Annotated in this window: 20 protein-coding genes, 1 tRNA gene and 2 pseudogenes; 1 reads left to right on the top strand and 22 read right to left on the bottom strand. The window is 41.6% G+C overall.

Features of this window, described 5'->3' with window-relative positions; all coding sequences use genetic code 11:
• Nucleotides 1–361 precede the first annotated feature (361 nt).
• The 22 genes and pseudogenes from tehB to AC5FEC_RS07170 form a co-directional block, all read right to left on the bottom strand.
• Nucleotides 362–1,225, bottom strand: a complete 864-nt coding sequence (tehB, locus tag AC5FEC_RS07275; RefSeq protein ID WP_493661771.1) for an SAM-dependent methyltransferase TehB — start codon at nt 1,223–1,225, stop codon at nt 362–364.
• Nucleotides 1,226–1,439: 214 nt separating this feature from the next.
• A pseudogene (locus tag AC5FEC_RS07270) lies at nt 1,440–1,517 on the bottom strand (SsrA-binding protein); the annotation flags it as partial.
• A gap of 20 nt (nt 1,518–1,537) precedes the next feature.
• Nucleotides 1,538–2,503 (bottom strand): hypothetical protein, encoded by a 966-nt coding sequence (locus AC5FEC_RS07265; RefSeq protein ID WP_493661770.1) that lies wholly within the window; start codon nt 2,501–2,503, stop codon nt 1,538–1,540.
• 155 nt (nt 2,504–2,658) lie between these two features.
• Nucleotides 2,659–3,126 (bottom strand): SsrA-binding protein SmpB, encoded by a 468-nt coding sequence (gene smpB / locus AC5FEC_RS07260; RefSeq protein ID WP_125336742.1) that lies wholly within the window; start codon nt 3,124–3,126, stop codon nt 2,659–2,661.
• Nucleotides 3,089–5,437 carry a ribonuclease R gene (gene rnr, locus AC5FEC_RS07255; protein WP_493661769.1) on the bottom strand — a complete coding sequence of 783 codons (2,349 nt, stop codon included), beginning with the start codon at nt 5,435–5,437 and terminating at the stop codon, nt 3,089–3,091. Before rnr ends, smpB begins: the two co-directional genes overlap by 38 nt.
• Nucleotides 5,438–5,496: 59 nt before the next feature.
• Nucleotides 5,497–6,475 (bottom strand): annotated as a pseudogene (locus tag AC5FEC_RS07250) (IS30 family transposase).
• Between the two features lie 125 nt (nt 6,476–6,600).
• Nucleotides 6,601–6,834: a preprotein translocase subunit SecG gene (gene secG / locus AC5FEC_RS07245; protein ID WP_037618407.1), complete on the bottom strand. Its 234-nt coding sequence runs from the start codon at nt 6,832–6,834 to the stop codon at nt 6,601–6,603.
• 41 nt (nt 6,835–6,875) lie between these two features.
• Complete coding sequence (gene rpmG, locus AC5FEC_RS07240) at nt 6,876–7,025, bottom strand: 50S ribosomal protein L33 (RefSeq protein ID WP_062199720.1); 150 nt, start codon at nt 7,023–7,025, stop codon at nt 6,876–6,878.
• A complete protein-coding gene (locus AC5FEC_RS07235) occupies nt 7,025–8,227 on the bottom strand; it encodes a multidrug efflux MFS transporter (protein ID WP_493661773.1) in 1,203 nt (400 codons plus the stop codon). Before AC5FEC_RS07235 ends, rpmG begins: the two co-directional genes overlap by 1 nt.
• Nucleotides 8,228–8,231: 4 nt before the next feature.
• Nucleotides 8,232–8,825 carry a dephospho-CoA kinase gene (gene coaE, locus AC5FEC_RS07230; protein WP_493661768.1) on the bottom strand — a complete coding sequence of 198 codons (594 nt, stop codon included), beginning with the start codon at nt 8,823–8,825 and terminating at the stop codon, nt 8,232–8,234.
• A gap of 5 nt (nt 8,826–8,830) precedes the next feature.
• Nucleotides 8,831–9,655: a DNA-formamidopyrimidine glycosylase gene (mutM, locus tag AC5FEC_RS07225; RefSeq protein ID WP_493661767.1), complete on the bottom strand. Its 825-nt coding sequence runs from the start codon at nt 9,653–9,655 to the stop codon at nt 8,831–8,833.
• A 30-nt stretch (nt 9,656–9,685) separates the two neighbouring features.
• Nucleotides 9,686–9,835: a helix-turn-helix domain-containing protein gene (locus AC5FEC_RS07220; RefSeq protein ID WP_493661772.1), complete on the bottom strand. Its 150-nt coding sequence runs from the start codon at nt 9,833–9,835 to the stop codon at nt 9,686–9,688.
• 2 nt (nt 9,836–9,837) lie between these two features.
• Nucleotides 9,838–12,795 (bottom strand): type I restriction endonuclease subunit R, encoded by a 2,958-nt coding sequence (locus AC5FEC_RS07215; protein WP_493661766.1) that lies wholly within the window; start codon nt 12,793–12,795, stop codon nt 9,838–9,840.
• Between the two features lie 9 nt (nt 12,796–12,804).
• Nucleotides 12,805–13,710, bottom strand: a complete 906-nt coding sequence (locus AC5FEC_RS07210; RefSeq protein WP_493661765.1) for a Fic family protein — start codon at nt 13,708–13,710, stop codon at nt 12,805–12,807.
• A 211-nt stretch (nt 13,711–13,921) separates the two neighbouring features.
• Complete coding sequence (locus AC5FEC_RS07205) at nt 13,922–14,818, bottom strand: hypothetical protein (RefSeq protein WP_493661764.1); 897 nt, start codon at nt 14,816–14,818, stop codon at nt 13,922–13,924.
• A complete protein-coding gene (locus tag AC5FEC_RS07200; RefSeq protein WP_493661763.1) occupies nt 14,818–16,068 on the bottom strand; it encodes a restriction endonuclease subunit S in 1,251 nt (416 codons plus the stop codon). Before AC5FEC_RS07200 ends, AC5FEC_RS07205 begins: the two co-directional genes overlap by 1 nt.
• Nucleotides 16,061–18,169 (bottom strand): type I restriction-modification system subunit M, encoded by a 2,109-nt coding sequence (locus AC5FEC_RS07195; protein WP_493661762.1) that lies wholly within the window; start codon nt 18,167–18,169, stop codon nt 16,061–16,063. The genes AC5FEC_RS07200 and AC5FEC_RS07195 overlap by 8 nt, the downstream gene beginning before the upstream one ends.
• A gap of 151 nt (nt 18,170–18,320) precedes the next feature.
• The gene (gene era / locus AC5FEC_RS07190) at nt 18,321–19,220 is read right to left on the bottom strand and encodes a GTPase Era (protein ID WP_493661761.1); all 900 of its coding nucleotides are present in this window, start codon (nt 19,218–19,220) and stop codon (nt 18,321–18,323) included.
• Between the two features lie 66 nt (nt 19,221–19,286).
• A complete protein-coding gene (locus tag AC5FEC_RS07185) occupies nt 19,287–19,691 on the bottom strand; it encodes a diacylglycerol kinase family protein (protein WP_062199735.1) in 405 nt (134 codons plus the stop codon).
• Complete coding sequence (gene ybeY / locus AC5FEC_RS07180) at nt 19,672–20,169, bottom strand: rRNA maturation RNase YbeY (protein WP_493661760.1); 498 nt, start codon at nt 20,167–20,169, stop codon at nt 19,672–19,674. Before ybeY ends, AC5FEC_RS07185 begins: the two co-directional genes overlap by 20 nt.
• A gap of 139 nt (nt 20,170–20,308) precedes the next feature.
• Nucleotides 20,309–20,381 (bottom strand) — tRNA-Thr (locus AC5FEC_RS07175).
• A 49-nt stretch (nt 20,382–20,430) separates the two neighbouring features.
• Complete coding sequence (locus AC5FEC_RS07170; protein ID WP_493661759.1) at nt 20,431–21,000, bottom strand: GNAT family N-acetyltransferase; 570 nt, start codon at nt 20,998–21,000, stop codon at nt 20,431–20,433.
• Nucleotides 21,001–21,129: 129 nt separating this feature from the next.
• Between AC5FEC_RS07170 and ald the strand changes: the two genes are divergently transcribed.
• Nucleotides 21,130–22,242 carry an alanine dehydrogenase gene (gene ald, locus AC5FEC_RS07165; protein WP_493661758.1) on the top strand — a complete coding sequence of 371 codons (1,113 nt, stop codon included), beginning with the start codon at nt 21,130–21,132 and terminating at the stop codon, nt 22,240–22,242.
• Nucleotides 22,243–22,261: the final 19 nt, after the last annotated feature.

Here is a 22,261-nt window from a genome sequence, read left to right as displayed (position 1 = left end):
ATTGCAAGGAACATTAGTCTGAGCAGTATTTTCTTCATAGTCTATCTCCTTTTGACTATCTGCGGGGCTGGAATCAACTCCCAGTCTAAACAACATAAACCGTAATACCTTAACATTCCTACTTTAGCATACTCTCTTTCTAATCTTTTTGCAAGCGTTTACACAAAATTATGTATATTTTTTATCTAATCTATATTTCCTCTACTTTTTTCTCGAATCAGAGCAGATAAACAAAAAATAGCCCCATCTTATTTAGAGGAAAGGCTATTATTTTTTATCTTATCAGAAAACATCCTGCTATAAAATATTTATAAGCAATTCACTAGAGATTTTGGCAGAGCCGACTTGAGCTTCAAAAAATTTATCTCACTTTTTTAGCCAGCATAGTCGCAAAGCGCAGCTGAATTCGATTGCCGTTTTCATCACGGCGATGGAGGTGGCCAGGATTTTCATTGTACTTGACCAGCTCCCAGTCTTTATAATACTCCGCAAGCTCCCCTTCCTTAAAAGTAAATGGGAAGGGAACAGAGCAAGGGAAGTCCTCTGTATCCATAGCACAGACGATAAGATTGTAGCCGCAAAGCGCTGTATGTTCTTGCATATTGCGGATAATATCTGGAATCCGCTCTGCCTGCAGGAACATAAGTACAACAGTGGAAACGATCAAATCATAAGTCTGGGTTAGACTAGCTGAGTTGATATCGTAGCTACCCACTGGCAGATCCAAATCTTCCTGTTCCACAATGCTACGTAGGATCTCCAGTGCCAGCTCATTCTGATCTACGGCCGTTACTTCAAAGCCTTTCTTAGCCAGAAAGAGGGCATTGCGACCTTGACCGCAACCTAGATCTAAGGCCCGTCCTGGGTGGACAGTCTGCATGGCTTCCAAAACCTCTGAGTGCACTGGATTGCTGCCGTATTTCTTAGGGAAGTAATCCTCAGGCCGACAGTAAAATTCCAAATACCACTCCAAATCATCCGTCAAGGCTTTAACTCGATGCCAAGCTTGGGGCTGGGCAAAAGGATTGTCCTGACCGGCCTCAAAGATGTGCTCAACCAGCTCCTCACCCTCCTCTGACATCTCGACAAACTTAAGACGTCCTTTGAGAACAGTGATTTTACCCCAAGTTCCCTCTTTGGTATTGTGCTTGTTCTTGACCAGTTCGGGCATGGTCTCAGCTGTCCACACTGGCATACGTTTATAGGCTAGTAATTCTTCTGTCATAAAAATCCTTTCTCTGAAAGCCAAATTTCAAAATTTTAACTGTCTTTATCATACTCGAAAAAGCCAGACTTGACAAGTGCTAGGGTATTCAATGTATCACTATCAAAAAAGCAAGAAATGATTCAGTAGTCAATTCTTGCTCATATCATACATTAAGTTTTATTTTATAAATTAAGTCCCCGTATCTTATACGACAGCTTGTCCTGAAGAGCTTTCATCTTGTATTAAAGTTCTTCAACTGCCTTGTCATGTCGCAGTTTTGCTCGCGACATTTGATGGACTCACGCTTGTCTACTCTTTATTCTCTCAGGATCAATTCGTTTCATTTATATTCCCTTCTGATCGTTGTTTTTGAACCCAGGCTTCATATTCTGCATAGGTTGTGAGTGGGGTATCAGAAACCTGACCCTTAGTATCTATACCATAAATCGTCAGTTTCTCTTCTCCCTTAGGCGCCATCCAGTACAAAACTTTGTCAAACCATTCCTCTGAGGTCACGTATTCTTCTTGAGGATTAAGAATCCAACCTTCTTCAGTTATTTTTTTCTCAATTTCAGGATATTCCTCAAAGAGGTTGATGTTGGTATCAATAACTTTTCCCTCTGCCTTCCAATCACCATAAGTACCGATGACGTGATTTACCAAGTATCCCTTATTCTCTGTATGTTGATCCAGTGTCGTATAATAAAAGTAAGGACCCTCTTCATAGATATCTACACGCTTTTGATACTCTCCTTCTACTTTTCCGCTATCAATGTTTAAAACAAAGGTTTTCATAGTACCTTGATTATCTTTAACTTCTATATTGATGACGTTCTTGGGATTATTACGATATTCTGCAAATTTAAAATACATCGGAAAAAAACCAGCCTCATAGTCTTCGACCACTTTGTTTAGATCCACTTCTTTAACTGCTAAGTCTTCTGTTCTATAGTCATAAAGACGGATCTTCCAATAATCTGATTTGGGCATGTTTGTTCTAAAGGTTAAATCAACTCCGCCTTTATTTGTCATCACTTTCCGCTCGGTTGTATAAAGATAGATACTACTCCCAGGTCTCACATTGGAATCTGTGTTCATTAAGACGAATTTTCGTTGATTCCCGAAAAAATATACGTTTTCCTTTACAGAATGGTATTCTTCAATGGAATATTCGACTTTTTCAGGTTCTTTAAAAAATTGTTGGAATCCAATAATACCAACTATAATGAAAGGGATAAGAATTAGACTAGCTAACACAAATTGAAAAGCACGGTTTTTTGTTAATAGATTCTTCATCAAATCAGTTTCCTCCTGCACCTACTCCATTTACATATTTCTTGCTTCTTCATTTTCTCCTCCTTTTCTCATTCATTCTCAGACCTGTTCCCTCCCATTATATCATAATTCTCAAGTCAGAGTTGAAACCTAAAAAAGACCGGTCACCCGATCTTTCATCTTGTATTAAAGTTCTTCATTTGTCTTGCGATGTCTCGGTTTTGCTCGCGGCGTTTGATGGACTCGCGCTTGTCATAGTCGTGCTTCCCTTTGGCTAAGCCCAGGAGGAGCTTGGCATAGCCATCCTTGAGATAGACCTTGAGCGGCACCAGCGTCATTCCGGTTCCCTTGGTCTCCTGCTCCAGCTTTTGGATCTGCTTCTTATGCAGCAGCAGCTTTCTGCGACGTTCAGGCTCTTGGTTCCAGATATTGCCCTCTTCATAAGGCGCGATATGGACATTGCTGAGCCAGGCCTCACCGTTCTTGATTTGGGCAAAGCCGTCTTTGAGATTGATACGGGCTGCGCGGATGCTCTTAATTTCCGTCCCCGTCAGCACCATGCCAGCCTCTATGGTGTCTACGATGGTGTAGTCGTGTCTGGCCTTTTTATTTTGCGCGACGACCTTTCCTTCTCCCTTTGCCATGCTTGGCTCCTTTCTTGACTAGTTCCTTGTAAAATGCCTTCTGGCTCTTGCCTTTCTTGGACTTCTTATCTTTCTTATCTCTATAGCCTTTTTCTTTGGAAGGATGGCTGCGCTTGTCATCCTCACGGCGTCTCTTTCTGCCCGACTGACCTCTGCCACTCTTGCCAGTCTTTTCTACCAGGTCATATTCACTAGGCAGGTATTCAAAGTCAATCTCGCCTGTAGCCTTATCCGCTCGGACCAGCTTGATACGAATCTGCTGACCGACCTTGAAGACCACACCGGACTTTTCTCCTTTCAGTGTCATCGTCCGCTCATTGTAGCTGTAAAACTCTGGCAGGTTGGTGACATGAATCAAGCCTTCGACCGTATTGGGCAGCTCGACAAAGAGTCCGAACTTCACGACGCTTGAAACCACGCCATCAAACTCTTCCCCGACAAATTCTTCCATATACTCAGCCTTCTTCATGGCTTCGACTTCTCGCTCAGCCTCAATAGCTCGACGCTCTCGGCTGGAAGACTGACTGGCAATCTCAGGAATCACTTGCTCAAAATGCTCTGCTATTTCTTTAGACTTACCATAATCCCGTACCATTCGGTGAACCAGAAGGTCTGGATAGCGCCGAATCGGACTAGTGAAGTGAGTATAAAACTCCGCTGCCAGACCATAGTGGCCGTGATTGTGCTCAGAGTAGCGAGCCTGCTGCATGGAGCGCAGAAGCATCATGGACAAGACATCTTCGTAAGGTTGGTCTTTGACCGCCTCCATAATATCCTGCAGAGCCTGCTGACTCATAGAGCTAGCCGTCCCATAAATCCGAATCCCAAAGCTAGAGGCGTAGTCAATAAACTTCTGCACCTTCTCCGCCTTAGGCTCCTCGTGGATCCGATAGATAAAGGGCAGATTTAGCTTAGCAAAATGCTCAGCCACCGTCTCATTAGCCACCAGCATAAAGGACTCAATCATGCGCTCGGCAATTCCCCGCTGACGCAGGACAATATCCACAGGCCGACCTTCTTTATTGACCATGATTTTGGCCTCATTGGTGTCAAAGTTGAGCGCACCCCGTTTAAAGCGCATACTTTCCAGAATCTCATGCAGCTGGACCATACTGTCAATGCTAGGTACAATGGCCTTGAACTGCTCAGCCTTTTCCTGATCTCCTGCGATGATGTCGTTGACATCACTATAGGTCATGCGGAAGGTCGTCTTGATGACAGTCTGGGTGATAGTATGCTTGACCACGCGCCCCTTGGCATCAATCTCCATGATAGCCGACTGGGTCAGCCGGTCCACATTGGGATTGAGAGAGCAGATTCCGTTGGACAGGCGCTCCGGCAGCATGGGCACCACGCGGTCGGTCACATAGACAGAGGTTGCCCGATTAAGGGCTTCCTTATCCAGCTCAGAGCCTTCTTTGACATAGTAGGACACATCTGCGATATGGACGCCTAGCTCAAAGTTGCCATTTTTCAGGCGCTTGATATGAACCGCATCGTCCAAGTCCTTGGCATCCGCCCCATCTATGGTAAAGGTAATCTCTTCGCGAAGGTCCAAACGTCCTTCAAAATCGCTCTCTGACGGTGCATCCGGAACTCGCTTGGCCTCTTCCAAGACCTTGTCTGGAAACTCGGAGACAATATCCATGGATTCCAGCACTTCCAATACATCAATGCCTGGGTCGTTGATATGACCGACCACATCGACCAGACTGGCTACAAAGAAATCACGTTTTTTAGTCGGGTATTTGTCAATCGCGACCTTGAGTACCTCTGTGCCATCCAGAACCAAGGCTGGTTTTTTAACATAAATAGGCTGGCTGACTTTCTGATTTTTCGAGCGGATATAGCCCGCATACTTGGGCTTTTCCTCATCTAAAACCAGCTGGCCAACCACCGTGGTCAGGCTGTGTTCCAGAATATCGATAATCTTAGCTTCAGCTGAAGTTCCCTTGATGCGGTCTGCCACCTTGGTGATGACCACTTCCACCGTATCGCCATCAATAGCATGATTGACATCATTACGACCGACAAAAAGGTCATCCTCTTCCTCATTCAAGGTGACAAAGCCAAAGCCATTCTTGTGGGCATGAAAAATACCTTTGAGCGTTAGACGCTCCTGCTGTTTCTTCTCGTAAAGCTCAATCCGCCCATTGTCATCAAAACGAATCTGGCGTTTTCTTTCCATCTGGGAGATGGTCTTAACTAGGCTACTAAAAGCCTTGGAAGACTCTTTCCCCAAAGCAGCCGCAAGCTCATCTACGCTAGCCTGCTGCCTGTCTTTTAAATATTCTATAATTTCTTCTTTCATACTTTCTTTCTACACTATGAGGGGTTCTTGATATTACCCCTTTTAAAGCTCTTGAATTGTCAAATCAAGTGCACAATTTCACCATAAAATACTTCATAAGGAGTTTTCCAGTTGAGACACTTTCGTGGTCTATTATTTAGTTTATCCTCCCACAGCTGAATGGTGTGCTCATCAATAAATGTCAAATCACTCCCTTTGGGAAAATATTCTCGTAGTAATCCATTGGTATTCTCATTTGTTCCTCGTTGCCAAGGCGCATGAGGGTCTGGGAAATAGACCTCTACCTTTAATTTGTCAGTCAAGTCTTGATGATTCGTGAATTCTTTTCCTCTATCGGGAGTGACGGTTTCTTTCGGCAAGGGCTCCAACATTTGTACCATAGCCTCTATGACCAGTTTGCTTTTCTTGATCGCTACCTTCTTGATTTTAAGAAAACGAGAATAGCGATCCGTTAGAGTAACTAAGCAAGCTTTCCCGGTTTTCCCTGCAACCTGCTTCCCAATCACCGATCCTAGTTCGCTTGTTTGCTTCTTCGGGTCTTTCGTGAATGGTATGAGAAATAGAAATTTTCCCTCTGTTTTCAACATAACCTTTCGTATGACGTGTTTTCCCACGATGACGGAGTTTGCGAATCACACCACGAGCACCATGTGACAGCTTGTCGTCAAAGTGACCGCGATAGATGGCTCTATAAATCGTTTGATAACTGATAACAGCTTTCCCATATTCTAGGCACAATCGCCCTTCTATTTCTTCAGGAGACCATTGGCAATCAAGAAAAAGGTGCTTGACTATCTTACTTAGATTCGAGTCTAGATCCAGCTTTCTCTTTCGCCCACAGTGTGATTTTGCAAGTTTATAAGATGCTTGTGCTTTGTTGGGAGAGTAGCTGTTTTCTTCCGTATGACGTTTCCATTCCCGACTAATGCTGGAAGGATGACGGTGAAGTAATTTTGCGATTTGAGAAAAATTTAGTCCTTTTGTACGGTAAATCAGAATACTTTCGCGCTCATCTATGGTAAAATGGTGATAGCTCATAAGATTTCCTTTCGTAACTAGTTGGTTCAATTCTATTTTACTAGAAAATCTTATGAGTTTTTATTGTGCACTTATATTGTATATTCAAGCTTTAAAAAAAGGCCAAGACAAAGTCAGAGCCTATTTTATTTACTAGATAATACCGCCAATACCAAGGCAATCAGCAACCAGAAAAAGATCATAACTCCTGTTAATCGCTGCATCACTGCTTCAAATCCACGTGCCTTAGATCGCTCAAAGAGATCATTGGCACTAGAATCAAACACATTGCTAGACTGATTTTTGGTTGGCTGCATGAAAATTGCAATAATAATAAAAGCTGATAAAATAACTAAAATTGTTAATAATAGGCTATACATAAACAAAACTCCTTAAAATCCTATCTATTTTATCATAAAATCTATTTAGATTCAAGATGTAAGGTTACTTTTCTTTCCTTGGGGCAGTACTTCAAAACCTCAATCTTGTCAGGATGAGTCTTGATGTTTTTGCTGGTCAGATAATTCTGACTACCGCAACTGGAGCATTTTAAATGAATTTTAACGCGCACTAGATTTCCTTCTTTTTCAATAAATTTCTAAAACAAAAAAGGTTGATGAGGAGACTGACTGCTACTAAACCGGCCGTAGCATAAAAGACTGAATGATAGCCTGCTGTCGCTGCAATGGCCGAGCCAGACATGGGGCCGATGACACCTCCCAGATAAAAGAAGATCTGGTTGTAACTAAAGATTCGGGAAATTCCAAACTTAGGCGTAATCTTGCTCAATAGAGCGTTGACTCCCGGCACCAAGGCTCCCGTTCCCAAACCAAACAAGAAACGGTAAAAACCGAGATGAAGAGAGGAGCTTGCATGAGCACAGAGCAGGTAAATGATAATGGAATAAAGCTGAGCTAAAACCAGCAAGCGATGATTGCCCATCCGATCTCCCAGCCGACCCAGAAGACTAGAACTCATCATGCTGGACAGGCCCATACTAGAGACAATCAGACCAGAGACAAAAATCAAATTGTCTGTCTGACCTAGCTCCCGAATGTAAAGGGCTAGAATAGGGCCGATGGACTGGGCTGCAAACTGAATGACAAAGCTAGTCAGAAAAAGATTCAGCAACAGCTTAGGATATTTAATCTGTCGCATCAGCTCTCTAAAGCCAATCTCCTCTTCCTTGGCTACTGGCCTAAAATCTTCTTGGATAAAGGCAGCCGTCATCAGAGTCGCAATCAGAAAGAAAAAGCCAATCAATAGAAAAACATTGCGAATGCCAAAGACTTCAGCAATCACTCCGCCAATCAAAGGCCCCATGAGATTGCCAGCAACAACACCTGTTGCCAAAGTTCCCAGCGCATAGCCAGTCTTGTCCTTAGGAGCCTGACTGGCAATCAAGGCCGTACTGTTAGGGACATACCCCGCAAAAACGCCATTGAGAAAGCGCAGGAATAAAAGCCAAAAAATATTGGGCACAAAGGCAAGGCCTCCCATCGTAAAGACCATTGCCGTAGCAGCCCGAATCATCATAGGTTTCCGCCCATAGCGGTCGGCCAGACTGCCCCAGACAGGAGATAGAAAGGCTGCTGAAACAGCCGAAAGGGCAATACCCAGACCAGCATAGTACTCCACTTCATGACCACGCGATCCCAGCTGCTCCACAAAAAGGGGCATAAAAGGAGTGACCAGAGAAATGCTGGCACCTGTCAGGAAGTTGCCAAACCAAGCGATTTTCAGATTATGTTTCCAATTTACTTGTACCGTGATAGAATCATCTTCTTTCTGTTTTTAAAAGCTGATCAACTTGAGCCAAAGTCTCCTCCACACTCCCATTATTCTCAATGAGCACATCCGCCCTCTTTCGCTTTTCTTGGAGAGATAGCTGAGCTGCTATGCGTTTTTCAGCCTCTTCCAGACTAAGAGCATTTCGAGCCATGAGGCGACTGAGCTGAGTTTCCTCCGTCACATCCACCAGCCAGATTTGGTCAAACCAGTCCTCATATTGTAACTCAAACAGCAAGGGAAGATCCATAAAAAAGATGTCTTCCGTCTCTGCCAGCAAATCTCGCCTGCCAGCCAGCTCCTCGCGGATAATCTCGTTCTGAAGCTGACTGGACTGGGCCAAGAGTTCGGGATTCCCAAAAATCATAGCTCCCAGCTTGGGTCGGTCCAAGCGTCCATCTTCCTGTAAAATAGCGGAACCAAAAGCGGATAAGAGAGCTTGATAAAGTCGGCCACCCGGCTCTTGCAACTCATGGACCACCTGATCCGCATCGATAACCTGATAGCCTTGCTGACGCAAAAAGTCTGTTACCGTTGACTTACCCGAGGCAATACCACCTGTAATTCCGATAATTTTTGCCATGACAATCACCTCGCTTTTTGACAATGAGGGCAGAGATGAGTACCACGTCCTCCCAGCTTAATCTTTTCAATCGGACTGCCACATCTAGCACAAGGCTGACCAGTCTTTCCATAGACCTGCAGAAAATCCTGCATCGTGCCATCTTCGCCCAAAGCATTGCGGTAGGTCCGAATAGTCGATCCTCTCTTTTCAATCCCAAGCTGCAAAACTTCTATAATCTGCTCACGCAGCCTCTTGACTTCAGCAGGCTTTAAACTATCTGCTGGCCTAGTCGGATGAATGCACGCCCGCCAAAGCGCCTCATCTACATAAATATTGCCCAGACCAACGACCAAGGTCTGCTCCAGCAAATAGGGTTTGATGGGCTTCTTGGAACGACTCAAAGCTGCTGCAAAAGGCGCCAAAAGAAAGTCCGAATCTGTCGGCTCAGGACCAAGCTTTCTAGCAGCAAAATAAGCCTCCAGCTGGTCCTTTCTCAAAAGCTCCATAGTCCCAAACTTGCGGACATCCTCATAAACAAGTGTCCCGCTATCCATCATCTCGAAAAAGACATGGGCATGCTTGCGCTCAGGCACCGCATCTGGATAAAAAAGATACTTGCCTTCCATTCGCAGATGGGAAACCAGCACTCCACCCGTCAGGTAAAAGAGCAAATACTTACCCCGACGGCCAATCTTTTCAATCGTCTGGCCTGGCAGGTCATGGACAAAACTATCCACTCCCGTACCAATCATCTTAGCATAACGGACCCGCACCTGCTCAATCGTCTTGCCAACAACCAGACGCTCCAAACCGCGCCGAACCGTTTCCACTTCAGGTAATTCAGGCATAAAGCTCCTTTCTATCTTCTTTTACTTCTTTTAGTCAGAAATATACTCTAAAATATCAGCAGGCTGACAATCCAGCGTTTCACAGATAGCCAGCAAGGTTGTAAAGCGAATTCCTTTAGCCTTGCCTGTTTTGAGAATGGATAAATTTGCTTGTGTAATTTTTGTTATTCCTAATAGAATTTTTAATCACTACTCTTTTTAAAACTTTGGTAAACATCATCAATAAAAATCTTTGCAATACGCTTTTTGAAATCTTCATTACTCAATAGCACTCCAAAGAAATCTTGATTTTGGGTGTAACCATCAGTTAAAGCTTTATCAATTTCATCCTCAAATGAAAATTCGAAATCTTCGCGAGAGTTTACTAAAGCTGATTGCTTCAATTTAGGATTCTTCTTCATCAATTCCCTAATTGAGACTGCCCCGCTAACAGCAATTTGATCATCAATATCTAAATCAAGCTGCTCATTAATTTCTTCAATAATTTCAGACAATTTTTTCTCTTGTTCTTCAGAAACATTTGATAAATTCGGCTTATTTAGTGTCACCGAATAATTTCCCTCTAACTCTGCCACAGTGTAAAAACCGGTTTGTTTGTGTTTCATATAATCTACAACAATCTTATCAGCAATAGTGAAATCATTCCCTCCCAATCGGACATCAATCATTTTCACAAGACCTTGCAGATAATTGTATCGTTCATGAAGCAATTCATTTTGATAAGCTGTAGCCTGAATCAAGAAGGTATACATCCGTAAAAATCCACGAATAACTTTACGGATATTTACTTGTTCTTTTTCATCAAAACGCTGCACTCGTGTATACCCGTTTGACAGTAGAGCGAGCATCTTTTGTTTATCGCGGCTGGAACGTTTCTCTTGATATAAGAATTGATTATAGGCATGGACATCATCATTATCTACTATTCCATAACTTTCAATTTTAGCATCTAAATCAAATACATCGCTCGGAGTAATCGTTTCAGTCAAAATTGTTTCTCGGTAGTAGGGAGCAAAAGCTCTATTAATATCCTCATAGGTATTTTTAAAATCAAGAATAAAGGTCTTTTTGTGATAGCCTTTTACAATACGATTCAAACGAGATAAAGTCTGTACTGCTGCTACATCACGCAACTTTTTATCTACATACATAGCCAATAATTTAGGCTGGTCAAAGCCCGTTTGATATTTATTTGCAACGATTAGCACTTGATAATCATCAGTATCAAACTTACTTTTGAGCTTATCTTCACTAAAGCCATTCATAGAAGATTCGCTAAATTCAGCTCCATCAAGGCTCAACCTTCCTGAAAAAGCGACGGCTGCTCCGATACTAGTAATATGATGCTCTTTTAAATATTTCTTAAAAGCTTGTTGGTATTTGACAGCTGCCTCACGTCCTGAAGTTACAATCATTGCCTTTCCATGTCCACCTAAATCAGCCATGATGTCATGAGTAATAAAATGGTCCATGATAATTTCGACCTTTTGATGAATATTTTCATCAGATAGCTCCACAAATTTAGCAATTTTCCGCTTTGCCACTGTCGTTTTGAGTTCAGGATCCTCTTCGACCGCCTTATTTAGCTTGTAGTATGTTTTATAAGTGGTGTAGTTATTGAGAACATCTAAAATAAAACCTTCCTCAATAGCCTGCTTCATACTGTACAAGTCAAAAGGACCCTTTGAACCATCTGGTCTAGTAGAGCCAAACAACTGCAATGTAGTAGCTTTAGGTGTCGCTGTAAATGCAATAATAGAAATATTGTCTTGTTTCCCTGTACGGGCAATTTCCTGTTCAATAGCATCGCCGACAGACACTTCTTGTGGCTCATCCATTGTGCCGTTCTCTATATCCGTTTCAGTCAATACCTGACTGACTGCACTCATATAGGAGCCAGTCGTAGAACTATGCGCCTCATCAATCAAAATGGCAAATTTCTTTTCTACTGTTACACCCGCAGACATCCAGTTTGATTTATTTATTTGTGCAAACTTATGGATAGTGGTCGCAACAATTTTTGTATTCCCAGCAAGTGCATCTGCTAAGTCGCTAGAAGTAGCCTTATCATCCATAACCTTAATCACACCAGGCTGATGCTCAATAGAACGAATAGCATCTTGAAGTTGACGGTCAACAACGATACGGTCAGTAACAACCAAAACGGTATCAACGATATTTTGATTTTCTTCATCATGAAGACTAACTAAGCTGTGTGCCAACCAAGCAATCGTATTTGTTTTACCCGACCCCGCAGAATGCTGAATCAGATAGTTTCTATCGGTATGGTTGACTCGCATATCTTCTAAAATACGATTAACTGCTCGTCTCTGCTGATAACGCGGAAAAATGATATCCTTTTTATCAGGCGTTAAAAAGATAAAACGTTCAATCAACTGTAGGATACTTTCTTTCTTCAGCAAATCTCGCCATAGATATTCTGTTTCTGGCCCCTGATTATTCTGAGGATTCCCTGCTCCTTGGTCAATCCCTTCACCCTTTCCTTTATTAAAAGGCAAGAAGTAGGTATCTGATCCCTTAAGCTGAGTTGTCATATAGACTTCCATCCAGTCAACCGCAAAACTAACTAATACTCCTGCATTAAATCGGAAAAGACGATTTTTAACATCACGTCCTTTTAACTGCTTAATAGCATCCTGGACAGACTGGCCACTTGAATTTAGTTTCAACTCAATAGCAAACAAGGCTAAGCCATTAAGAAAGATGACTAAGTCAATACGTTCTTGGTCCTTATAGACCACTTCTTCCATTACTGTCAAGCGATTTAAATTATACTGATGACTAGCCTTTTCATTAAAGTCTGTTGCTGGTCTGCGGTACATAAGACGAAGTTTTTTATTCTCAATATACACTCCATCTTTTAAGGCAAATAGAAGACCACCTTTGATAATTTCTTGATTAATCAAATTGAGAATAGTCTCTCTGTCAAAACGCTTCAAGAGTTTTTCGACAGTTTCTTCTTGGGTTGACATCAGAAATTCCCATAAAATATCTATATCCATAGCCAACCTTTGATTATAAGCAGACTGAGCACGCTGAATATAGCCATTATGCTGAATGAGATCTTTTAAAATCCATTGCTGAAAATCATAACGCTCAGTAATATCTAAATTTGTCATCTACTCTCCTTATCCTTCATCATTAAGAGATAGAATCTCCAAATACATATCCAATCTTTCATTGATATATTTGGCAAATAAATCCTCCATTGCCGATAAACTTCCTTTTGAGTGAAAGTCATCAAATGCTTGGTAATAGGCCAATCTATCCGTAAATTTTATATCAATCGGTGGATAGCCCGCCTTCATCAACTCCAAATTCACCAAGAGCCTCCCCGTTCGGCCATTGCCGTCAATAAACGGATGGATACTCTCAAAGGCAATATGAAACTGAGCTAGCTTGGTCACCATATTTTCCTGACTTACTGCATAGTCCACTAGGAGCTTTTCCATCAATGGAGCAATCATATACGGCTGAGCCGGTTCATTGGCTGCTCCCATGATGCGCACCGGGACTCTCCGATAAATGCCTCGGTCATTTTTTTTATCCGCTAATACTAGATAATGAATATCCTTTATCATCTGTTCTGACAAAGCCTGGTTCTCCTCAACAAGCCTTTGAACATACTGAAAAGCCTCCTGATGACCGATTGCCTCCATATGATCTTTTAAAGGCTTTTGGTCAATAGTCAATCCACGCAGGACCAAATCTGTCTCACGCAAGGTCAGTGTATTGCCCTCAATAGCATTTGAGTTATAGGTATATTCGACTGCAAACTCTTCATTAAGCCGCTCCAACTCTCCATCCGTCAAAGGACGAAGTTTTGATAACTGCATCATCTTTTCATCAATCAAAGGCAAGAGACTATCTACTTTTTTATAACGGCCATCCGCTGGCTTTCTGGCATCTAAGGGAATCCTCCACAAACGCCCTTCTTGGACAGCACCCGTAATCTTTCCCTGACTGCACAGAGACCGAACTCGACGATCAGAAATTCCCCAGAGCTCAGCTGCCTGCCTCACTGTCATATACATGAGCACTCCTCGCTTTCTACCTCTATTATACCATAGTTCGGAACAATACGAGGAATAACGGAATGATGTTTGCAGATTAACGGAAGGATAGATATATAACATATTACTTACCTAAACTCTACAATGCTTGAACTCATATTAATCACAGAGTTTAATTATAAATATAACAATTCATAACAGGTCTTGTTCTAAATACTGATTAAAAAATCAATTACTCATCCCCAAATAAAGACAACTGTCCATCTACAATTTCGATCCTCCTCACTCGATGTTTAAATTCAAATTCATGTTTTTCATCTGTTCCATAGCTAGAAACTGAGATTACTTCCCATCTTATTTTCTCAATTCCTTCTTGAATTTTAACTACTTTTTTTAGTTCACACTTAATATAAAACCCTGTATTAAAAGAAATAACCTTATTTTGAGATTTTTCTAAAAACTCTTTATCTTTGATATAAAAACGAATTTTTTCACTTTCATATTCTCCAGTCCATCCTTCGTTGCTTCCAGCTACTATAACTGGAGAGATTATATATATTTTTGCATCTGAAATAAGTTTATCTTCATTATTGTTTAAACAGATATAATCATCAAAAGTCTCTCTAGGAATTTTTGCAATCACTCTATCAATCTGTTTTATTTCAATTTCCTTAATTGAAGTATCTTTTTTATTCGCTTTATAAAAAGCATTCTTTTGTTTTCTTGTAAAATCAAAATTATCAATTAGTGCATTTGCCTGAGACTCTGTTAAACTTCCTTCATTAATTCTCTTAAAACATTCAGACATAAATTTAGCTTTTTCAATGTTACTATTTTTAGGAGTTGGATTAGGTGAAAAGAACTTATTTATAACAGCTCCTAATAAAATCATAAAAACGTCTTTATGTTCACCTAAGAACGTGACAACATGAGAAATATCGAAACTACCTTGTTCTCTAGCTCTCACTTTTATTTCAATAGGAAAATTAAAATCTCTTGCTATAGAATATATAAGAGAGGTAATCGCTTCTTCTGATTTTAATAAAGTTCTTGAATCAATCTCATGTAAATCTTTTTCATCAAAAATCCATCGAATAGAATAATTATATTCTCCAATTTCTGTATCCATCACACTCTCCTCTTCCCTGTTACATAATCATAAATAAGAGTTTGTCGTTGTTTATCAATATTTTCAATTTGATTTTGTTTGATTTCAATCATTGCCTGAATTCGCTTAATTTCACAATCTAAATAATTCGAAATATTATGTTGTTCGGTAAATGAAGGTATTGATACCATAAAATTCGATAACATAGGCATTCGTATAGAATCTACAGTTGATTTTGCTCCCCCTAATGATACTTCATTTTTTAAATTAATTGATACATAGTAAAATAAAAATTTACTTTCAATATTTTTAAAATTTGATAAAATATACACTCTTTGATGGGCAGTAAATTTCCCCTTATAATAATGGAAAACTTTCCCTACTCCTACCCCATCACCAGCTGTTAAAATAGCCTCTGTATCATGAGTATATGTCGGAAGTTTTTCAACATTTTGAGATCTAACAAAGAAAGGATATCCTTCGCTCTCTACACTCCTATCTTGAGTGTTACTTGTTCCAGTTGAAATTTCTACCAAATATTTTAATCGTTTCACTCCCCACCCTTCAGGCACCTGCCCAATCCAGTCGATACCCGAATCTTTCATTGGGACTGTTTTATCCAGTCCTTTTGTGACAGTCTCATAAATCAAGCTAGCGCGGTAGTCTTTGAGTTTTTGAATTTGCCCCTCCAGTAGAGCTTTTACCTTATCCAACTGAGCCGTTTTCTTATCTAGAAAATCAGCAATCTTTTGTTGTTCATTTTTTGGGGGAAAGGTAAAAGTGAATTCGTCAAATACATTTTGATATAAATGTAAAATAGTGCTAGCCCCTGAATTTGTAAAGTTAAACCACATCCAAAATTCGTCTGATAGTAAAACATAATATAAAAATCTTTTATCAATCTCTTCTATTGTTTGAATCCGTAATACACCACTATTTAACGAAGCCTTACCATCAAGCCCTGAAATAATAGCTACTTTACCTACCGTCCCATCTTTTGTAATCAGCAAATCACCATTTTCAACCTGAATCTGTGAAGCTTCTGACCAACGTCTTTCATCAATGTGTACAGCTGTTTCAAAATTAATTGTTCCATTTTGAAAATCAATCCCTGTAATCAAATATGGCCCTTCTTCTTTATATTCAGCTGATGTTAATCCTTGCCAACCGATTCTACCATTAAGCTGAGTCGTAAATTTAATTTTCGAAATTTCCCACTCTTCTGGTATCTGCCCAATCCAGTCAATGCCACTCTCTTTCATCCTAGTCATGTTTGAGCTCCTCCAAGAGGTTTTGTAGTTCTTCTTCAAGCTCATAGAACTCTGCCAAGAGCTTCTCTGCACTTTCTGGGGCTTGGTACTGGTAGAAATACCTAGTAAAAGGAATCTCAGCTCCATAGCCCTTTTCCTCATCAAACCAATAGTGGGCGTCTGGTACATGTGGATAGACTTCACGCGCAAAGTAAGCTTCTACATCCTCGGTACATTTGACGATTTCCGTGTCTTTGGTCGTCTTATCATAGACAATACCATCTGCTATCTCGCCAAACTTGTCCTTCTTGGTCGTTGTGATAATTTCTGCTGTCTTATCCATCTCGCTCATAGCAAGCGCAATAGTATTGACATTAGCTGGTGTCACCTTCGCCTCAGATAATAGCTCTCTGATTACCTGACTAAATTCCTCAAAATTAGGGTAGCTGTTATCAGTGATCCCAAGCCGGAGAGCATTTAATAACTGCTCCTGCTTGGCTTTACCCGCTGCTAAGTCTTGTAATTTCTTTTCATCTTTGGCTGCGCGAGGCTCCATTTCAAGCAGTTCCTGATATTGGTATTCATCATAAAGCTTGGCTACGAAAGGTACACTTTTAACCTTTGCGATGGTATCTTCAGTAATTCTGCCTCGACGTTGCAGAGGCTGCATAACGATATACTCTTTATAAAGAAATTCTTTGTTATCAAATATTTTCACATGGTCGTTTTCTTCAAAGTTATGGTACCACTGGATAATCTGCCGGATATTGTCCTCAGAAAGTTCACGACGCTTTTGTCCCAGAGACTTTCTCAATGGTACAAACTCTTCGGTCGCATCGATAAACTGTACCTTATTCCGACGCTTAGGAGCTTTATTTTTATTATAGATCCAAATATAGATGCCAATTCCTGTATTGTAGAAAAACTGACCAGGGAGTGCGATGATAGCTTCTAGCAAGTCATTCTCTAAGATATAACGCCTAATCTGACTTTCTCCAGATGTTGTTCCACCTGAAAAAAGCGGAGACCCGTTAGAAATAATAGCTGCACGTCCATTCTTTTCTAGTTTAGCCAAGCCATGCAAGTGGAAAAGCAGCTGAGCATCACCTGTTGCCGGAGTATTGACAAACCGACCTTGTCTGCCATCGGTTGTCTCAAAGAGTTCTTGATCTTTTTTGACAGCCTGTTCTACACCATCATCTGCGTCCTTTCCCCCCCAAGACTGGCCAAAGGGAGGATTGGCAATGACAAAATTCATCTTTTTGTCCGCAAAGGGATCACCATCTTTAAGAGTATCTGTCTTCACAAAGTAGTCAGAATTTTCCTGCCGAATCAGCATATCTGCCCTTCCGATACCATAAGTTTCTGAGAGATATTCCTGACCAAAGAGAAGAACATTCACTTCAGAATTCAAACGGCGAATATAACTTTTGGCTGTAGCCAGCATGCCTCCCGTACCAGCAGCCATGTCTAGAATTTTTACTATTCTCCTATCTACAAACAGTTCCTCATCTGCTTCAATGAGCAGTAAGTTGACCATCAAAGCAATGACCTCCCGAGGTGTATAGTGAGATCCTGCTTCCTCATTTTCGGAGAAACGGCGAATGATGTCTTCAAACATATAGCCCATTCGCATAGAATCCACTGTACTCGGGGATAGATCAATTTTGGAAAATTTCTTAATGACAGTGAATAGGCGTCCTGTCTGTGCCAAGGTATGGACCTGCTCCTTAAACTTAAGGTTTTCAATAATGTCCTTTACTCGTTTGGAATAACCATCTAAATAAGCGAGAAAGTTTTCTTCGATTGCATCAGGATCATTTTGCAAATTTTCAAGAGTAAAAGGGCTTGTATTATAGTATTTATATCCTGATATATCTTCAAGAATCTGTTCCGGTGTTTTTTTGTCTTTCTTGTAGGCTGCAATCACTTGATCCTTGGTTGGCAGTAGAGCTGCTTCCAATCTAGCTAATACAAACATGGGAATAATCACATCACGATATTTATCTGCGCGATAGGCTCCTCGAAGTGTATTCGCAATAGACCAAACTGTGTTGACATCGCTAGAAATATTAACATCATTTTTCTGAAAAAGAGGAAGTTGTGATTTTAATTTTGACATATATATACTCTATTTCCAATTCTTATTTTAGTATCTTTCTGGTGGAAAAAATGTAGACCATCTCTCGTTTGTAGTAAAAAGAGATAACAAAATGTTATGCTCTCTTTCACTGCTATTTTAAACATAATTTTCCAAGCTTGTTTAGAAAACCTCAATACTCCTTCTCATTATAGCCAAAGTCCGCCAAATCCAACTTCTTGTCCCGCCAGTTTTTCTTGACCTTGACCCAGGTTTCGAGATAGACTTTATCACCCAGCATGATTTCAATATCGTGACGGGCCATTTTCCCAATCTTCTTGAGCATCACTCCTTGTTTGCCAATGATAATGCCTTTTTGACTATCACGCTCCACCATGATGGTCGCTCGGATATGGACTTTGTCCGTCTCCTCGTCCCGCTTCATACTCTCAATAACCACCGCCACTGAGTGAGGAACTTCCTGTTCCGTCAGCTTGAGAATTTTCTCCCGAATCATCTCTGACACCAGAAAGCGCTCTGGATGGTCGGTGATTTGGTCTTCTGGGAAATACTGGAAGCCTTCTTCTAGATTGTTGCTGAGAATATCAACCAGATGGGAAACATTGTTGCCTTGCAGAGCGGAAATCGGTACGATTTCTTTGAAGTCCATCTGCTGGCGGAAATCATCAATTTGCGCTAAAAGCTGATCCGGATGGACTTTATCAATCTTATTAACCACCAAAATAACTGGTACCTTAGCCGCTTTCAAGCGTTCGATAATCATATCATCGCCCTTACCACGCGCCTCATCAGCCGGTACCATGAAGAGAACCGTGTCCACCTCACGCAACGTGCTGTAAGCCGCTTCTACCATGAAATCACCTAGAGCCGTCTTGGGCTTGTGGATTCCCGGCGTGTCAATAAAGACAATCTGCTCCTTATCCGTCGTGTAAATACCCATAATCTTATTGCGTGTAGTCTGGGCCTTGTCACTCATGATGGCAATCTTTTGCCCCATGACATGATTCAAAAAGGTTGATTTCCCAACATTAGGGCGTCCTAAAATGGCTACAAAGCCTGATTTAAAAGTCATTATTTTACCTCTATTATTTCCATTAAAACAGCAGAAAATCGGGGATAACCGCCGATTTTCAAATTCTTAAAAAATCCAATCCCAAATTTTGGGAACAAAAATAATCAGCCCTGTCACAACTGCAAAGCCTGACACGACCAGAACAGCTCCCGCCGCCATATCCTTAGCATTCTTGGCCCGCATAGAAAAGTGATAGTCACTAGCTAGATCCACCACATTTTCAACGGCAGAATTCATAATTTCAAAGGCGATGACTAGAAAAATGCTCAGCAGCAAAAAAAGCCACTCCGCCGCAGAAATACGAAAAATCAAGCCTGCAATGATAGCAGCAACAGCCGAAAGAACATGACTCTTCATATTCTTTTCTTCCTTAAAGGCCGTGAAAATCCCCGTCAGGGCAAACTCCAAACTCGAAATGACATCTCGGTTCTTCCATTTACGTTTGTTTTTTTTATTGTCTTGTAAGTCCATAAGCCGTTAAAATTTCTTCCTGTAAGCTAAACATCTCTGCTTCCTCTTCCGGCGTATAATGATCATAGCCATTGATATGCAGAAAACCATGCACCGCCAAAAAACCCATCTCTCGCTCAAAACTGTGGCCGTATTCTTCCGCCTGCTCCCGTGCCTTGTCTACCGAAATGAAGAGCTCGCCGATATAAGCATCAAAATCCTCCAGCATCTCAGCCAGCTCTGGATTGTCCGCCAGATCTTCCTCGTCAAAGGCAATGTCCAGCTCTGGCTTGTATTCCAGACTGATGACATCCGTCGGTCGGTCGGTGTCTCGGTATTCTAAGTTGAGCTCATGGCTGCGCTCATTTGTTACAAAGGTTACAGCCATTTCCTTATTTTCTTTGCCCGTTTTCTGAGCCGCAAACTCCAAGATTTCCTGAGTCTGCTTGATGATTTCTTGAGAAACCTGACCGGTTTCATCCACCATTTCGATATACATATTTTACCTGCCTTACTAATATTACTTTTATTATACCACATTTGAGCGCCTATGAGGGCATAAGCATAGTATTTGAACTAGAAGAAAGTCCTGATTTAAAACCAAAAAAGGCTGAGAAAATCTCAACCTTTCTATCGAGTGCTAATTGCCGGGATCGAACCGGCGACCTCATCCTTACCATGGATGCGCTCTGCCAACTGAGCTAAATCAGCAGTACTTATCTACTATATCATGTAGATAAACACTTGTCAATATCCTTTCTCATTTTTTTGCAAAATATTCTTCCCTAGTCAGATAGTAATACACTCGTGTCACAATGCGGCCTTCCTCATGCTTGTCTAAAGCTGCGTAAGGCTCTTCGTGGGAAAAGATCATTCCCGACTTTTGCATGACCCGACCGGAGGCAGGATTATGGATATCATGGAGGGCTACCAACTTGTTCATCCCAATCTCCTCAAAGGCTAACTTAATCACCGCCTGATTGGCTTCCGTCGTATAGCCCTGATTCCAGTATTTTTTATTGATCACATAGCCGATAGCTGCCGTTTTTAAGTCCAACCGAATCTTATGCAAGTCAATCGTTCCGATAAAGTCTCCCGTCTCCTTCAGCTCGATCCCCCAACGCCCCAAAGGATTAGCTAGGTAAAACAAGGCGATATTATTGCGGGTTTCTTCTAGATTTCTGTTGGTCGCAAAGGTATAGCGGACATTATCCTCATCCGAAGCATATTCAAACATGGCTGGAGCATCATCCAAGGTCACTGGGCGCAGAATCAGCCGCTCAGTTTCTAGTCTAAAATGACGGGCCAGCTTGACATAGATATTTTCCATCAAATTCCCCCATTTTTCTTATCAGAATAGCACAATTCCCAGATAAAAACAATCCTTCCCAATTTTTTCTTGCTTTTTGAAACGTTTTCCTATACAATAAAAACATCTTAAAAAAGGAGCATATTTTTTATGTTAATCGGTATTCCAAAAGAAATCAAAAACAATGAAAATCGTGTCGCTCTGACACCAGCTGGTGTTCATAGTCTCGTTGGCAAAGGCCATCGCGTACTCATCGAGACTAATGCTGGATTAGGCTCCGGCTTCACAGATGTTGACTACCAAAAGCAGGGAGCAGAAATCGTCCCTACTGCTGCAGAAGCTTGGGCTGCTGAGCTGGTTGTTAAGGTTAAAGAACCACTGGAAACTGAATACCAGTTCTTGCGTGATGACCTTCTACTCTTCACTTACCTGCACATGGCTGCTGCTCCCGAATTAGCTGATGCCATGGTAGCTGCCAAAACAACAGGTGTAGCCTACGAAACTGTACGCGATAATCAAGGTCACCTCCCCCTTTTGGTGCCGATGAGTGAAGTTGCTGGTCGGATGGCCGTCCAAATCGGGGCCCATTTCCTGACCAAACAAGCTGGTGGCTCTGGTGTCCTACTTGGTGGTGTACCAGGTGTTCCAAAAGGAAAAGTAACCATCATCGGTGGCGGTGTCGTCGGGACACATGCTGCCCGCATCGCCCTTGGGCTTGGTGCTCAAGTGACTATTTTAGATATCAGTGCTAAACGTCTCTCAGTGCTAGAGGAAGTCTTTGGGAACCAAATCCAAACTCTTATGTCAAATTCTTTCAACATTGAGGCAAGCGTGAGAGATGCTGATGTGGTAATTGGAGCGGTTCTCATCCCTGGTGCCAAAGCACCGAAATTGGTGATAGACGAGATGGTCAAACAAATGCGCCCAGGTTCTGTTATTGTGGACGTAGCAGTTGACCAGGGTGGGGTCATCGAAACAGCCGATAGAGTGACTACTCATGATGAGCCAGTCTACGAAAAACACGGGGTCCTCCATTATGCTGTTGCCAATATCCCTGGTGCTGTAGCCCGTACTTCCACTATTGCTCTGACCAATGTCACTCTGCCTTATATCGAGGCGCTGGCAGGAAAGGGCTTCAAGCAAGCCATTGCTGAAGATGAAGGCCTGCGCCAAGGTGTGACGACCTACCAAGGTCACATCACCAGCCAGCCCGTTGCAGAAGGTTTGGGACTGGACTATACCTCTATTGACCAACTTGTATAAAAATAAAGAAAGAGCAGAT

It is taken from the genome of Streptococcus sp. STC1396, from assembly GCF_058933875.1.
Note: the sequence above shows the minus strand (reverse complement) of the source record. Positions and strands in the feature narration are given on the sequence as shown.